Annotated in this window: 10 protein-coding genes; 5 read left to right on the top strand and 5 right to left on the bottom strand. The window is 40.8% G+C overall.

Features of this window, described 5'->3' with window-relative positions:
- Positions 1-57 precede the first annotated feature (57 nt).
- The 4 genes from FVA72_RS12705 to hxpB form a co-directional block, all read right to left on the bottom strand.
- Positions 58-447, bottom strand: coding sequence for a YkgJ family cysteine cluster protein (locus FVA72_RS12705; protein ID WP_094961737.1), 390 nt, complete (start codon positions 445-447; stop codon positions 58-60).
- Between the two features lie 246 nt (positions 448-693).
- On the bottom strand, positions 694-2085 hold the full coding sequence (locus FVA72_RS12700) for an L-cystine transporter (RefSeq protein WP_094961738.1): 1392 nt from the start codon (positions 2083-2085) through the stop codon (positions 694-696).
- 181 nt (positions 2086-2266) lie between these two features.
- Positions 2267-2842 (bottom strand): metal-dependent hydrolase, encoded by a 576-nt coding sequence (locus tag FVA72_RS12695; protein WP_110591597.1) that lies wholly within the window; start codon positions 2840-2842, stop codon positions 2267-2269.
- A 192-nt stretch (positions 2843-3034) separates the two neighbouring features.
- On the bottom strand, positions 3035-3700 hold the full coding sequence (gene hxpB, locus FVA72_RS12690; RefSeq protein WP_004263628.1) for a hexitol phosphatase HxpB: 666 nt from the start codon (positions 3698-3700) through the stop codon (positions 3035-3037).
- Positions 3701-3995: 295 nt separating this feature from the next.
- On the opposite strand from hxpB, the gene FVA72_RS12685 reads away from it, so the two are divergent.
- Positions 3996-4535, top strand: coding sequence for a YniB family protein (locus FVA72_RS12685; RefSeq protein WP_110591598.1), 540 nt, complete (start codon positions 3996-3998; stop codon positions 4533-4535).
- 425 nt (positions 4536-4960) lie between these two features.
- On the opposite strand, the gene FVA72_RS12680 is transcribed toward FVA72_RS12685, so the two are convergent.
- A complete protein-coding gene (locus tag FVA72_RS12680) occupies positions 4961-5830 on the bottom strand; it encodes a fructosamine kinase family protein (protein WP_110591599.1) in 870 nt (289 codons plus the stop codon).
- Between the two features lie 277 nt (positions 5831-6107).
- Here FVA72_RS12680 and FVA72_RS22050 point away from each other — a divergent pair, with 277 nt between their 5' ends.
- Genes FVA72_RS22050 through FVA72_RS12660 form a run of 4 tightly spaced genes read left to right on the top strand, consistent with a single transcriptional unit; the run spans position 6108 to position 16248 of the window.
- Entirely contained in the window at positions 6108-7940 is a 1833-nt protein-coding gene (locus tag FVA72_RS22050) for an AAA family ATPase (protein ID WP_036958655.1), read from the top strand.
- Position 7941: 1 nt separating this feature from the next.
- The gene (locus FVA72_RS12670; RefSeq protein ID WP_206535588.1) at positions 7942-8574 is read left to right on the top strand and encodes a 4Fe-4S single cluster domain-containing protein; all 633 of its coding nucleotides are present in this window, start codon (positions 7942-7944) and stop codon (positions 8572-8574) included.
- Between the two features lie 16 nt (positions 8575-8590).
- Entirely contained in the window at positions 8591-14899 is a 6309-nt protein-coding gene (locus FVA72_RS12665; RefSeq protein WP_110591600.1) for a protein kinase domain-containing protein, read from the top strand.
- Positions 14896-16248: a hypothetical protein gene (locus tag FVA72_RS12660; protein WP_110591601.1), complete on the top strand. Its 1353-nt coding sequence runs from the start codon at positions 14896-14898 to the stop codon at positions 16246-16248. Before FVA72_RS12665 ends, FVA72_RS12660 begins: the two co-directional genes overlap by 4 nt.
- Positions 16249-16254: the final 6 nt, after the last annotated feature.

The following is a 16254-nucleotide window of genomic DNA, read 5'->3' as shown; positions in this document are numbered from 1 at the left end:
ATTTTTCAGATTTGGCTCAAAAAAGAGATAACCCAGAAAAATCTGGGTCATTGACGGCTAGCACGCTATTTGTGGTTGATGAGGCTCTAAAGGGGGTAAACCATGAGCAGCACGTGCTCTATCGCACGCCTCATTGTAAATACCATCTTGCCAAGATTGTTCAAACTCGCGGCAAGGTGTTGGCCTTTGTGTGTATATCGAACATGACACGCATTCTCCAATGGTGCCCTCTAAAGCGCTACAACGCGTATTATGTTTTTGGTTTGTTCCCTGCATACAACTCATAAATGGGGTTATTTGCTCAGTTAAATGTTGTGGTACAACACCACCCCCACTTTCAGCCTCAGCCCAATAAAAAGAGACACGAAAATAGGCACAACATGCACCGCAGCTTACACAAGGGTTATCTGAAGGATCAGTTTTTAGGATATGGACATTATTAGTCATATTAAAAAACCATAAATGATGTTGATAAAATACCCATAGAAAATGGGTTGACGCAACACAAGCAGGAAGCTCAAGAAAACGTTGCTCAGGCTTTATTATCTTACGTTATTCCAGTTTATTGCAATATTATTCAGCACAAAAAACTGATTTTTTTGATATTCTCCAAGGTAAATAAATTTCACATACTTATCATAATCATAAAAAAACCTGCCAGAAGGCAGGTTTCGTTTGAATCATAATGATAAGTTAAACGTGTTTTAAATCTGCGTCATCATTTTGATTGAATATCGCTTTATCTGTTTCACCCATCAACTGGCTAGTCACTGTGCCTGCTGTCATTGAACCACTGACATTCAATGCAGTACGACCCATATCAATTAATGGCTCAACTGAAATTAACAGAGCAACTAATGTAACTGGTAAGCCCATCGCTGGTAGTACAATTAACGCGGCGAAAGTTGCACCGCCACCAACACCCGCGACACCTGCGGAACTGATTGTCACGATACCGACTAATGTCGCAATCCACAGCGGGTCGAATGGATTAATACCCATTGTCGGTGCGACCATCACGGCTAACATTGCAGGGTAAATACCCGCACAACCATTTTGCCCAATTGTTGCTCCGAACGATGCAGAGAAGCTAGCAATCGATTCAGGAATACCGAAACGACGTGTTTGTGTTTCAATATTTAGTGGAATACTTGCAGCACTTGAACGGCTAGTGAATGCAAATGTCAGAACTGGGCCCGCTTTCTTAAAGAATTTAATAGGGTTTAAGCCAGTCGTCGCCACTAAAATACCATGTACAACAAACATAATGCCTAACGCAACATAGGACGCAATAACAAAAGTGCCTAGGTTGATGATGTCATGCAAGTTTGAACTTGCTACGACTTTAATCATCAGCGCCATCACACCATATGGCGTTAAACGCATGACCAAGCGAACTAATTTCATTGCCCAAGCTTGCATAACATCAATCGCTGCTAAGGCTTTTTCACCACGCTCTTTATCATCTTTAAACAGTTGCAGTGCGGCAACACCTAAGAAAGCAGCAAAAATAACGACACTAATAATTGACGTTGGGTTTGCACCAGTTAAATCTGCAAATGGATTTTTTGGAATAAACGATAAGATTAGCTGAGGCACGGTTAAGTCAGAAACTTTCCCAATATAGTTGCTTTCTATTGCTGATAAACGTGCTGTTTCGGATTGACCTTGAACTAAACCTTCGGCAGTCAGGCCGAATAAATTGGCAATTAAAATACCCACTAACGCCGCAATAGCTGTGGTAAATAACAAAGTGCCAATTGTTAAAAAGCTAATTTTACCTAGCGAAGAAGCTTTATGTAGCCTTGCCACTGCACTTAGTATTGAAGCAAATACTAATGGCATAATCACCATTTGTAATAGCTGCACATAACCATTTCCGACAATATTAAACCACAGAATGGAGTCTTTTACCGTTTGGTGGCCACTACCATACACGAGGTGCAGTATTACCCCGTAGGCAACACCGAAAACCAGACCGACTAACACTTTTTTAGATAGGCTCCAGCCTTTAGCCCCTAGTTTTGCCAACAGTATTAGTAGTGCTACAAAGCCGAGCACATTAATAATTAGAGGAATATTCATTCCGAACTCCAAATCATATTTTTATAAGGTATGTTACTTGCCCTTTAGTCCTTATTGGTTATAAGGATTTAGTTGCTTCAAACAACTGGTTATATGTTATCAGTTGATAAAACACATTTCTTATATCAAAAAGTAATAATATAGTATTATTCATACTTACATTATATTACAAAACTATAATTTATGTGGGAATGTGTGCATCTATTTGATTATGAATATATTTTATAATCATATCAATGTGGTTATAAAAATCGAATTGGTAACCTGCAGGTAAAAAACAGGCACAAACAGTCAAAATAATGGCAATAAAGCGTTCCCCTCGTTGGCTATTTTTACCGCGGATCATGGGAAAACAAAAGCGTTGAGGGAGTGGCCATAGGAATGGTACTCCTGAAGGGGTGAGCATGTCAGCGACTAGATGACTGATATAACCTAATAAAAAAGCTTGGATAATATCATTTGGAATTGCCCATTCGGTTGGTATCCATTGATAACAAGAAATCATCAAAAGTAACCATGCAACTAAGCTATGAGTAAACCCCCGGTGCCCACACAATTTGGAAATGGGTAATGAAAAAATCCGTAGTAGTCGACCAGGAATTGAAGAGGGGTGGTCAATATCGGGCAATAATGCGCCTAATAAGGCCCCTGGAACCATGTGCAGCCAATCACCATGAGCAATCTCTGGGGTGATTTGAAGTTTATGAGCCATTATTAAAGAGGCGACGGAAAAAAGCAGATGCCCTTCAGCTGTCATGGTGGATAAAATACCATCTGTTTATCTATACAGTTGATTGGCAGTATAAAGTGTTTGAAAAGAATATGATAGTGGTAGAAAGATAAAAAAACTCTTATTTATTAGCAAATAAGGGAAGTATTTTATAATTTAACACAATACCCCTACCTAAATTAGATAGGGGAGAACACTTATTAGACACTCAAGGTATTCTTAACGTAAATGTTCAGCCTTTAAGTCATTCAGTGAGGCTAATTTGATATCCGCTAAACCAAAGCGCGGGTCATTAAAATGCTTGCTGTCAGGCACCACAATTGAACGCATTCTGGCGGCTTTTGCAGAAATCATACCGTTAAATGAATCTTCTAATGAAACGCAATTGACGGGTTTAGTCGATAACTCAGCTGCTGCTTTAAGATAAACTTCAGGATGAGGTTTACTCAAGGGTAAATCAGATGCGGAAATAACCGCGGAGAAATAATCACGAATATCCAGAAGGTTTAATACTTTTTCCAACATGTACAAAGGAGAGGCTGAAGCCAGCGCAATTTTTAAATCCATTGAACGGCAAAGTTCCATCGCATGTTGCACACCCGGTAGAATAGGGCGAGTTTCTTCAACTAAGCCAACAACACGGTCAATGATGCGTTGTGTGGCTTCTTCTTGGCTGCATCCTTGCCAAGGGGAAGCGTGGTACCAAAGCTCCACCACATGGTCAATACGTAAACCTAAGGTATCAGGCAGGGTATCCGCAATTGAAACGTCAACACCCAATTGTGAAAAAATCTCAAGTTCAGCCTGTGCCCAAAAAGGTTCCGAGTCGATCAGTAAACCATCCATATCAAAAATGACCGATTGGATGGGAAGATTATGGTACATGTCAAAACTCCATTCATGTCGTATTTATTAACGAAGAAGTCATGATATCAGTAAACTGACTTTAAGCGTATTACTTGAAATCAGTATTAGTCTAATATTGAGGAATATTCGGACAGTATGAAGTAAAAGTATAATGGTAATGAATAGCCTCACTATTTTGATTAGTCTGAAAGTCTATATATTATTATTAATCGTGAATTGAAATTTGGAGGCAATGAATATTTTCAGCTATGATTAGCGTTGAATAATCATTGTAAAAATTTATCAAAAATCATAACGCTGAGGAAAAGCAGTAATGAATTACCATAATGCCAATTATGTCGCAATCGGCAAACGTATTCTGGGTTGGGTTGTTTTTCTGTTAGCATTAATTTCGACATTGGCGTCTTTAATTAAACTGGCAGGCATGAAGGGGCTCGCAGGAGAAGGGATTAATGCAGTCGCTAATGATTTTATTAAATTAATGGCGGAAATGACCCGTCAAAGTACACCATTCCTAAATTTCTTTTGGAATAACTCACCAGTACCTCAAGTCGCTAATGGGTTTTCCGGCAGTAATATCAGCTTTATCATCATCTTTATTTTTATTTTTGTTGGGCTCGCGTTAAGTGCATCAGGTTTGCGCATGTACCGGCAAATTAAGTTTATTCGTGAAAGTCTAGAAGATCACGTAATCATAGAAAAAGCAAAAGGGATAGACATCTCAAAAGAAGAGCTTGAAGCTAAGGTGACTATTCCTCGTCATACGATATTCACTCAATTTTTTCTTCTTTATTTTTGGCCAATTGTATTGGGGCTAGCGTTGTATTTTCTTCTATGTTTCCTTAATTGGTAATTTTCGAATTTTCGTCATACTTCGCGTTATGAGGGTGTTGGCTGCGTTTAGCTACTCGGGTCACATACTTGTGTATGCTCCCCGAGATATCTGCACTTGCCGCCTACTCATAATGCGAATTATATAGAAAATTAATTATTCGTCGTACTCCATGCTATGAGAGTGTTGGCTTCTTTCGGCTATTTGGGTCACATACTTGTGTATTCTCCCCAAACTATCCTCAATTGCCGCCTTGCTACAGCTCGAATTATTTAGAAAATTAATTATTCGTCGTACTCCATACTATGAGGGTGTTGGCTGCGTTTAGCTACTCGGGTCACATACTTGTGTATGCTCCCCAAACTATCCTCAATCGCCGCCTTGCCACAGTTCGAATTATTTAGAAAATTAATTATTTGTCGTGCTAAATGCTAAAAAACAGGAGCTTATTTTTCGTTGAGTAGATTATCAATAATCGTGCGTGCTTGCTGGTAGCTTTGTTCGTTACCAAAGATATGGGCTTGGTTAAGTAAATAGTAAAGTTGGTATATTGGTTGTCTATCTAAAAAGCCATTGGGGAGCGGCCAAACACTTTGGTAGCCATCAATAATTTGGATCGGAAGATCTTGATATAATGGCAACATCGCAATATCACACTCCCTATCACCCCAATAACATGCGGGGTCATATAGCACACCTTCAAGATTTTGAGTGATAGCACAGTTAGCTGGCCATAAGTCACCATGTAATAAAGAGGGTTGTGGCTGATGCCCAGCAAGTTTCTCTTTAACAATATCGACAATTTGCTGAATATCAGCAAATACCATTCCTTTTTCGGAAGCGAGTTGTAATTGCAAGCCAATACGCTTTTCTGCAAAAAATGAATTCCAACGCTTTTCCCAGCCATTAGGTTGCACAATTGTGCTTAGCATAGTATCAAAATCAAACCCGTAGCTAGGCTGCTCTTCCCATTGATGTAAATGTGCTAATTGTTGGCCAAAATGCCATGCATTGGTGTTGTCGAAAGGCTTAAGAGGGAAGTACTCGAGCAGAAGGAAACTGTGGTGCTTATTACTGCCAACACCGTAAACCTTAGGAACGGTTATCGTTTGGCTTTTAGCGAGCATTTCAAGTTGCTCTGCCTCTTGTTTAAATAAAGGCAAAAACTCACGCCGATTTTGTTTAATGAACACGGTGTGTTCGCCATAGTCAATTCTTAACGTATGGTGAATATCACCACCAGACAGAATGACTTTGTTACGTAGCTCCGCCTCACCTAAGTGTTCACTTAATAAACGACACATTGCTTGCCACATGACTCACCTCGCTCTGCTTTGGTCTTCATTAATACAATACTATAGCGACAGTTTAGGAATTAACAGTGATAATTGTTTAAAAAGAAGAAGCTATCACGAAATTATTGAACAATTATCAGGCAATAAACACAAACCTGTTCTGCTTTAAATTTAGCCTATTTCTATCTAAATGAGAATGTTCAGATAATACGGTATGAGTTCAAGATCTTGACGCCATTTGCTAGTGATTTCAGGTAAACTGCAAAGAATACTTTCATACTCAAGGGGTGCTATGAACATGGATTTTCAAAAACCGCGCTGGTTAAGAGACTTACTGCGATTTATTCCACTGAAAAGTCAGTTTGTTCTATTTGGCAATGTTCGAGACCTACAAGCCAGCGAAATTGCGCCTAGGGTAGTGACACCACTGCCGTTTAACCAAGCACTCTTTAATAACTTGTTTCAGGCAGGGTATGCCTATGTTATTACCTATACACCACTGATTGGTTTTCAATGCGTGGCGAGCCCCACAGAAAACTCGCAAGCGAGTGCCACATTGATGCAAAACTTAGGTTTGCATATGGCTGATGATAAAGCCGCTGGTGGTATTGATATGTTGAATCATTTGCTGGAAAAATTTATTAACTATAAGCAGCAGCCAATTGCATTATGTATTGATTTCGCCTCTTGCTTGATTTCCCATCGCGATAACCTGACTCCCGCTGAGCACAGCTTATTTACTCGGGCTCTGGTGGTTTCTCACCAAGCAAAAACGCGACCAGCAGGGGAAAATAACCAGCCGTTCTACAATTCTATTTTTTGGATTGTGGAGAAAGAAACCGATTTACCTGATTGGTTTTTAGTTAATAACCCACGAGTGAGAGCCATTCCTGTTGCGAAGCCTGACAGCCAAGTTCGTCGGGTTCTTACGCCAATGTTGTTAGCTTCATTATCTGATGTTAATAGCATAGAACAAGCGGATAAAGACAGCTTATTTAATGACTTTATTGATGAAACAGAAGGACTCTTGTTACTGGACTTAACGGCGATAGTGCAGCTCGCACGGATTGAAAATGTCCCTGTGACACGTATTAGTGATGCGGTACGACGTTATAAAGTAGGCATAACGGAAGACCCTTGGAAAAAAATTGATAAGCAGAAAATACATAACGCCCCAGAGATTATTTCTCGCCGAGTTAAAGGACAACAACATGCCGTCACTCATTTATTGGACATTATTAAACGTGCAATGACCGGAGTGGGGGGGCATAAAGGTGGGCGACCTCGAGGCGTTTTGTTTCTAGCGGGGCCAACGGGTGTCGGGAAAACGGAACTGGCGAAAACGGTCACTCAATTGCTATTTGGTGATGAAAGTGCGTATATCCGCTTTGATATGTCTGAATTTAGTGCAGAACATGCAGACCAACGTTTAATTGGCGCTCCTCCTGGCTATGTCGGTTATGATTCTGGTGGTGAATTGACGAATGCCATTCGTGAAAAGCCGTTTAGTGTGGTGTTGTTTGATGAGATAGAAAAAGCACACCCTCATTTAATGGATAAATTTCTACAAATTATTGATGATGGTGTATTGACCTCAGGACGTGGTGATCGCGTTTATTTTTCAGAGTCGTTGATTATTTTTACGTCAAATCTTGGCATTTATCGTTTGGATGCAAATGGTGAGCGGGTAGCGAATGTCCAGCCGAGTGAGCCTTTCGAAACGGTGACGCGTAATGTGAAAAGTGAAATCGAACGTCACTTTAAATTAGTGTTAAATAGACCAGAGCTGCTCAACCGAATTGGGGAAAACATTATTGTTTTTGATTTTATTCGCCCTGATGTGGCACAACAAATATTCGAACAAATGGTGGGAAATATTCTTTCTGGTTTGGAAAAGCAATCACTGACTATTTCAATTTCACCACAAGCCAAAGAAACGTTAAAACAACATTGCTTAGCTGATTTATCTAATGGCGGTCGAGGTATACGTAACCAATTAGAAAGCTATTTAATTAACCCATTATCTCGCGCTGTTTTCGACCAAGATTTACAGCCTAATTCGGCTTATCAAATTGTCGAAATTGCCACAGGTGAAACAACGCAAATCACGTTAGCAGCGATGAGTAATTGACGTGGTGAATATTAATATTTCACGAATTCATTTTCCAATTACGGCTCTAGGCCCTGGAAAACGTATTGGTATCTGGTTTCAGGGATGCTCATTACGTTGTAAAGGCTGTCTTTCTCCTGATACATGGCAAGTGAAAGACAATAGCATCACGGTGAAACAATTACTGGACCAGATAACGGAGTGGTTACCATTCGCAGATGGCATCACGATTTCAGGGGGAGAACCGTTTGAACAGCCTGAAGCCTTATCCGCATTAGTGAAAGGGATTAAACAGCTAACAGATGCGGATATTTTAGTCTATAGCGGTTATCAATGGGAACACATTGAAGAGCGTGTTTTACAAATGGCTCCCAATATTGATGCCTTAATTAGTGAGCCATTTATTGTGGATCTTCCGCAGACCCAGATGCTCAAAGGCAGTGATAATCAGCAATTGCATATGTTAACGCCATTAGGAAAAGCGCGATTTATGGCATATCAGCGCTCGATAACACCAGAAGATAAAGTACTGGATTTAGCGTTTGATGAAACAGGGCGGCTATTTTTGGCGGGGGTTCCTGAACGTAACGATATGTTGCGTTTGCGGACCTTGATTGAACAGCAAGATCAATCCTTGCGACAACTAAAAAAATAATTAATTGGATGAATGGATGACCATGATACGTTTTTGCCCACATTGCCAAACAGAGCGGCCGTTAACTGAAATTTTTTGTGCTGGGCAAATTAAAACACCACAAGGAGATAATCAGTTTTGTGGTTGGGATTTAACCCTTGAAGCTATTCATGAAACGGGTTGGCGCCCCATTGATGAGCACAATACCTCGATTGAGAGCCCAAAACTCAGTATTGATGAGAATAATCAAAATAACCAAATTATTGAACAAAGAGTTTGTGTGAATGGGCATTCCATGGATGAGGGGGATTTTATCTGCCTTGAGTGTGGGGCGGATGCAGCTCTTGAAACAAGCAATATTGAGGAGCAATCTCAACGACTGATTGGCAATTGGCGGCTTGAACGACGTATTAACCAAAACGATAGCCCACGTGAACGTTACTTAGTCACACATATTGAAAACGACAAAAATGGTGTGCTTACCTTATATCAAAAAGGTGAAGAACCTGACCCTACGATTTATCAAGTACTTCAATTGATCCCAACAGACCATGTGCCTGAGTTTTATGAAACGGGACGCTGGGAAAACCGTGCTTGGCATGTGACTGAATTACTAGAAGGTGGCTCACTGAGCCAATTTATTCAGCAAGGGGAATTTTGGCAGTTACATGAAATTCCCAAATTGGTTGAAGAAATGGGGCAAGCGATAGCGGCATTTACTGAGCATGGCTTACGTCATCGTAATCTATGTCCCGCTAATTTATTGATCCGCAGCCGTGAGCCTTTAGATATTGTGGTAATTGAATATGGCTCTGCGAGTTTGTCTGAATTTGACCTTGATATTGTAACACCCTTAGATATTTCCCGTTATAGCGCACCAGAAACCTTAGCAGGCGGTGTGAGCGCCGCATCAGACTGGTGGAGTCTTGGGGTTATTTTATTAGAACAACTGACCCAAGGGCAGTGTTTTGCTCAAGTTCATGATAATGCGTTCTTAATCCAAGTCATGACTAATGGTGTTGATTTTCCTGATGATTTAGACCCCAACTTACAACTATTATTGCGCGGGTTATTGTGCCGGGATCGTTTTTTACGTTGGCAATGGCCGCAGGTGTCAGCATGGCTAGAGGGGAAAGCGGTCCAAGCACCGAAAAGTGCGATAGCAGGCTCGCCAACTCAATACCATCAAGTCCAGTTTGCCGGTCAGCAATTTTCTCAGCCTGATACTTTTGCCATGGTTGCTGGTGAACAAGCTCATTGGGATGGTGCAGTCCAATTTTTGCTACGCGGGGAATTAACGTCGTGGTTAGCAAAGTTTGATAATAGTCAGGAACAACTCAAACAACTTCAGGCTTTTTTAGATAGCCCAAAAACGCTAGATGGAGCCTTACAAAGTGAAATTAATCAAGATATTAAACTCACTTTAGCTTTAAAAATCCTAAACCCGAATATGCCATTTATTTACCGTGGTGAAATCATCACACCAGCTTGGTTATTAGAACAGCCTATTCTTGCTTACGCACTAATTAGTGAGCCATTAACTCAACATATTCAGAATATCGACCCACAACATTGGTTAGTGCAGCTCTACCACCGCCAATGTTTAGTACGCCAACGCGCTGAACAGTTGAATATATTACTCAATGAAGAAAGCTTGAAACTGTATTTGTTAATCACGTCAATAAGCCAGCTCGCTGCGCGTTGGGAATTACTGCATAGCCAATTTCCTGACTCACATAATGAAAGCCTACAAGCCTTATTAGATAGACAAAATCTGCAAGAAATTGATTATATTTTATTGCTAAGTGCCGATATTGGGCAATTTGTTTCACTGACTGCATTAGTCGAGCAATCTTTTGAATTAGCAAAACACAATGATATCCACAATTTTGATAGCGAAATAGCCAAAAACCAACTTTTGTTACCAAGAGGGGAACTATACCAGCTCATTAACCACCGAGTCAGTGATTTCAAACGTATAGGGATCCCTGAATTAGATGGTTGGGTTGATGACTTTTTATTAATGCGTCGCTTGCCGTTAGTCAAAATTCTCGTATTGCTGGCTATTCCATTCGAACACTGGCAAGTACCCGAATCACAAAAATATGTTCTTGAAGTTCTAAGGTTTTTTACACAAAAGCTCACGTCAGTAACACAGCGTGGAAACTTAGTGCGTATGCGTTTAACGCAAAATACTGGGCGAGTCGATTTAATGGAATGCGATAGCCCCGTTCGCCCTGCAAGTGCATTACTTGAACATTTATTGAACCGCAAAAAAAGCACGGTTACCATTGATAGTGATTTGCTATTACAGCATAAAGGCGTCAATGGCCGATTACGGATCCTACAATCAGATACGCAGTTATATCAACGGGATACAGGTATTGATGGCATGTACCTTGGTTTCCCATTCTTATTATTGCACACACAGCCGAATCAAATTAAACCGCGAATAGCACCTTTATTTTTATGGCCCGTTTCATTACGGACTTCTTTAGCTCAAAACAGCCCTATACAGCTTAGTTTTGATCATGAGAGGGCGGCAATACGCTTAAATCCAGCACTGGCAAGCTTTGCGGGTATACCTCCGGTGAGTGAGTGGCAAACAATATTAGATAATTTATTATCTAAAGCAGGTTTAACCATTGAAGATATGATGGAGACACTTACGTCTTTATTACCGATACAAGGTACAGAACTCGCGCCACTTCCGTCGATCACTACTCCAATTGCAGAGAATAGTGCACAAATCTGTTGTTCAGCGGTACTCTTCCATACCTCGTTTATTGGACAGGCGATGAGTAGCGATTTACAGCAAATTGCTGGGCTACCTATTTCCCAAACAGCCTTAGCGACAATGCTAAAAGTCTCACCGCTCAATAGCACGAGTGAAACACAGCCAGATAATTTACTTAATCAGTATGCATTGTCATTGGCAGACCCATCACAAGAACAAGTTGTTCAAGCTGCACAAGCTAACACGGGGCTGCTGATTGAGGGGCCGCCAGGGACAGGGAAAAGCCAAACCATCGTGAGTTTGATTGCAGATGCGATAGGGCGTCAGCAAACCGTTTTAGTGGTGTGTCAAAAACCTGCTGCACTAGAAGTAGTCTATAAGCGTTTGATTGCTAATGGATTAGGGGATAGAGCACTATATATCAGCCAAAGCCAAAAAGGCCGTGAGATTATTTTGGCGGTGAGAGAACAAATTGAGCAACTTTGGGGACAAGAAAAAAGCCAGCCCGTTGAGCTTGATTGGCAGGGAGAGAGAATTCATCTTGTAAATCGCGTTCAGCTATTTGAACAAAAAATAGATAGGTATTTTCACTCACTCAATAATATCGACGAAAAGTTTCAAGTTTCTTATAAACAAGTATTAAGCCAATTGATTGAACTTGAAAAGCTTCCTCATTTTGATATTGATGAACAGCACATTAAGTCTTTATTAGCGCAATTTGATAGCCATACGATTGAGCAACTAACGGATGATTTGAAGTCACATGCGTATACTTGGTGGCAATTGGATTATGAAAATAATGCACTAAAAGCCTTATCGCAGTTTACGGTGAATGACCCTCAATATTTATTGTTTAATCAATCTATTATGGGATTGATCGATACTGAAAAGCAACGTGATGAAGCTTATAAAACGCCATATCAGCAAATTACGTTGACTCAATTATCGACTCATGAGCAATGGTTATCACAGCATGAAGCACAATTTAGCCAATTAACGGCTGAACAATGGCAGGATTTCTCCCGTTGGTTAACGCTATTTAGCAGTGAAACGGGAAATTTAGTTATTAACCAACTTGAGCTGTTGTATCAGCGTTTATTATCGATTAATGAAGAAAATATCGACCCGTTATTATTCCCTGTGTTTAGGGGGATTGATAATGACCATCTTTCCCAATTATCGCGAGCATTGATGGAAACAATGCAAGGGTCATGGTTACGTTTCTTGAACCCGTATTACTACCGTCGGCAAAACCAATTGCAGTCATTTATGGCGGCTAGTGGCTTAGCGCCTACGACTGAAAAACAGACGTCAGTGCTTAATACCATCGCCGTTGAACAACAATGGCGTTTACTTGAAAGGGAATTACAACCATTATATCAACAGCTTGGTCTTGAGCTTCAGCCAAACCACCTGTGGCGTAGCACATTGCAACCGTTGGTCATGCAATTAAAACGAGTGGCAGATATGGCTGAGCTTCTCGCTCAGTACCCTGAACCTTTGCATTTTATAGACGCGATTACTCAGCAACAAAAAGCCGGGTTTATCCATCAATGTCATGAAGTCAGGGCGGCAATAGCTAAGTTACGTGCAAAAACGGAAAGCTTAAACCAATTAAGTCGGCTAGATAGCGTATTTTCATCAGAAACCGTTGAACGGTTTAAGATGGCCATCGTAAACGGTGAGTCAAATACGACTGAACTGGTGCTGATAGCGCAACAGAAAGAAAATTTACAGCGTTACCAATCGTTTCGGGAAGAAACACAACATTTTACCGAGCAGCATTGGGGGATCTTAACGCTATTAAAACCGGCTATTGGACAACTTATCGCAACTGAAGGGGGCACAACGCAATGGAGAGATCAATTAATTCAAACAATTAACTATTATTTCTGTCTGTTTACTAAAGCTCAATTGCTGGCAACATTGCCTGCATTAAGTACTAATCACGGCCAGCTGATGTCAGGCCTAGCTGAACTAGAAAATGCTCAAAAACAATTACAACAATTCAATAAATTGGCATTGACGGCCAATATAGATATCAAAACGTTAGGGAACCGCCGAGAATGGGAAGAAATTACTCGTTTAGCAGGGCCAAGAGCGCGACGTTTAAGGGAATTTATACAAGAAGGTCGAGATATTGGGTTAATGCAACTACGGCCGGTTTGGTTGATGACACCCGATGTAGCGAGCCAGGTGCTCCCTCTTGAAGGTGCCATGTTTGACAGTGTGATTTATGATGAAGCTTCACAGATGCCGATTGAATTTGCCTTATCGACTTTATTTAGAGCCAAACAGGCCATTGTTAGTGGCGATGAAAAGCAAATGCCACCTTCAAAATTTTTCACAGGCAAGCAAATTGAAGACGATATTGATGAAGAAGACGATGACCAACAAGAATTGGCAGGAGAGCAATGGGATTACCGGCAAATTAGTGATTGCCCTGATTTATTACATTTAGCACGTACAGTATTGCCTATTCATACATTGGATATTCATTACCGTTCTGCTTATCGAGAGCTGATTAATTTCTCCAATTTTGCTTTCTATGAAAATAGGCTTAATATTCCAGCGCAGTTTTCTTCTAAAATGGTCAGTAAAATTAAGCCATTACAGCTTATTCAAGTTAATGGCATGTATGTTAACCAAAGCAATGAAGCTGAAGCAGTCGCTATCGTGGATCATTTAGCTTCAATGTGGCAACGGCCTTTCGAACAACGACCCTCTGTGGGGGTAGTCACGTTTAACCAAAAACAAGCAACATTAATTAATCAAATAATTCAATTACGTGCAGCACAGGATGAAGATTTTCTTCAGGCGTATACGCAGGAAAACCAACGCACTCACGATGACGAAGATATGTCATTTTTTGTGAAAAATGTGGAAAATGTGCAAGGCGATGAACGCGATGTGATTTTATTTTCTACCACATTTGGTCGCAATGCGCAGGGGACATTCAGGCGTAACTTCGGGGTATTAGGGCAAACTGGTGGTGAACGGCGTTTAAATGTCGCCATCACTCGTGCTCGTCAGCAAGTCGTAATAATGTCATCAATGCCAATAGATGAAATTTCTGATTTACTAGCCACTTACCGCAAACCGGAAATTCCAAGAGATTATTTACAAGGTTATCTGGCTTATGCGTTAAATGCGTGTAACCCATTAATGCAAAAAGAAAATAAAAAATTACTTAGTCGCATGTGTCATACACAGTCAGCGGTTGATAACGAAACGCTCCCGCAAAATGCGTTTGTCGATTCGGTAATGAGTTTTATTCGACAAAGTGGCTGGCAGGTGACCACCGCAAGCCAAAATGGGGTATTCCATTTTGATGGCATTGTTGAGGACCGAACCAGTGGCCGTTTGCTCATCGGTATTGAATGCGACATACCATCACACCCACTATTAAAAACAGCGCGTTCTAGGGAGCTATGGCGCAGTGCTGTTCTGGCACGAGTGATACCAGCGCGTTACCGGGTTTCTATTATCGAATGGTATCAAAATCGCGATTTGGCACAGCAACAACTACATGATGCCATTTCTCAGGCTTTATTAACCTCATCCCTCTCTCAAATAGAGAGTCAAAATCCGCAAGAAGGTGCGTTATGAGTTCATCGGTTCATCGTATAACTGTTAGGGAAATGAATGAAATTCAGTGTCGGCGTCAGCTTGCGGTAGTTAAACGTCGATTTAAACAGTGGAATGCATTGGCAAACCGCAGCCAATATCATCAGCCGCGTATTGCACAAATCAAACAAGCATACCAGCAGTTAATGGAAAATGAGGCACAGGTTGCCACATTGTCAGCACGCAATTTAAGTTTATTAAATAACCAATTGGTTGAGTTTACTGGGACACTGAATAACGAAGTACAGGAAGTTCGTGAGCAACAACTTGAAAAACAAGCGTTATTAGCCCGAACAAAAAAGTACAGAGAACATAATTTGGCTGAATTAATCGCACTGGTACATGAAAAACTGCCAAATGAGACCGAACTTCTTACGCAATTAATTTCGGCTAGTGAACTGGATGAAAACCAATCTAATAAATTAATTTTTAAAGTATTAGCTTTATTGAGTTCACAATCAACTTCACTAACACCATCGGCAGCGGCATTATTGAGCCAGCTAAAAGCACAATCTGAAGGCGTGAAGCAATTTTGGCAATCAGGCTTACCTCAAACGCCGTTTGCCAAGCAATGTGAGCAGATTCTATTGATGATTGAAAAGCTAAAACTGATGACTTCGCTTGATGAAGCTCAGCGTGCGGAACAACAACTGCTTGAGCTTGAAGAGTTTAAAGAAGGCACACAGCGCCATTTACGTGCCGATTCATTGATCATGACATTAGCTGGGCAATTGAAATTAAGTCAGCAACGAATTGAACTTATCGATAAAATTGAACAACTTTGTGATGAATTGGCTATTTTTGCGAGTAATGAAAATGAAGCCATGATTTCGAATGCGCTAGCGAGTATACAATCAAGCTCGATAGAAGTGTTAACTGCATGGATAGATAAGCTGAATAATGCCGTAAGTACTGCAGAACAACAGGTTGTTGCCACTGCACAAAGGAAAACGGTATTAGAAGGGTTAGGAAAACTCGGTTATCAAGTTCAAGATACTGATGTTAAAGCATGGCTGGATGATGGCAAAGTAGTCGTCACACACCCTGCAACGCCGGGGTATGGACTAGAATTAGGTGGAAAACAAGCTCGTTTTCAAGCGCGTACAGTGGCTTTTTCTGCAAGGCGGGATAATTCACGAGACCAGGATGTTGATGCAATTTGGTGTAATCAACATCAACAATTACAAGATATTATTGCTCAGACAGATGCGGAGCTTGTTGTTGAGCAGGCGTTACCAGCGGGAAGAGGGGAAATGAAGGTGTATGAAACTCAATCTGAAGAGCAACGTCGTAATATTGCGGTGAACCAGTTAAAAACACGCAGCAGATAGCTAATT

This window comes from Providencia sp. PROV061, assembly GCF_011045655.1.
GTDB classification, from domain to species: Bacteria; Pseudomonadota; Gammaproteobacteria; order Enterobacterales; family Enterobacteriaceae; genus Providencia; species Providencia hangzhouensis.
This window is presented reverse-complemented; position numbering and strand designations above follow the sequence as displayed.

What these genes read in the sequence shown, in the direction of transcription:
- FVA72_RS22050 (WP_036958655.1), top strand. Translation starts at nt 6,108, where the DNA reads ATGGATTTTCAAAAACCGCGCTGGTTAAGAGACTTACTGCGATTTATT.
- FVA72_RS12665 (WP_110591600.1), top strand. Translation starts at nt 8,591, where the DNA reads ATGACCATGATACGTTTTTGCCCACATTGCCAAACAGAGCGGCCGTTA.
- FVA72_RS12660 (WP_110591601.1), top strand. Translation starts at nt 14,896, where the DNA reads ATGAGTTCATCGGTTCATCGTATAACTGTTAGGGAAATGAATGAAATT.
- FVA72_RS12680 (WP_110591599.1), bottom strand. Translation starts at nt 5,830, where the DNA reads ATGTGGCAAGCAATGTGTCGTTTATTAAGTGAACACTTAGGTGAGGCG.
- hxpB (WP_004263628.1), bottom strand. Translation starts at nt 3,700, where the DNA reads ATGTACCATAATCTTCCCATCCAATCGGTCATTTTTGATATGGATGGT.
- FVA72_RS12700 (WP_094961738.1), bottom strand. Translation starts at nt 2,085, where the DNA reads ATGAATATTCCTCTAATTATTAATGTGCTCGGCTTTGTAGCACTACTA.
- FVA72_RS12705 (WP_094961737.1), bottom strand. Translation starts at nt 447, where the DNA reads ATGACTAATAATGTCCATATCCTAAAAACTGATCCTTCAGATAACCCT.
- FVA72_RS12695 (WP_110591597.1), bottom strand. Translation starts at nt 2,842, where the DNA reads ATGACAGCTGAAGGGCATCTGCTTTTTTCCGTCGCCTCTTTAATAATG.
- FVA72_RS12685 (WP_110591598.1), top strand. Translation starts at nt 3,996, where the DNA reads ATGAATTACCATAATGCCAATTATGTCGCAATCGGCAAACGTATTCTG.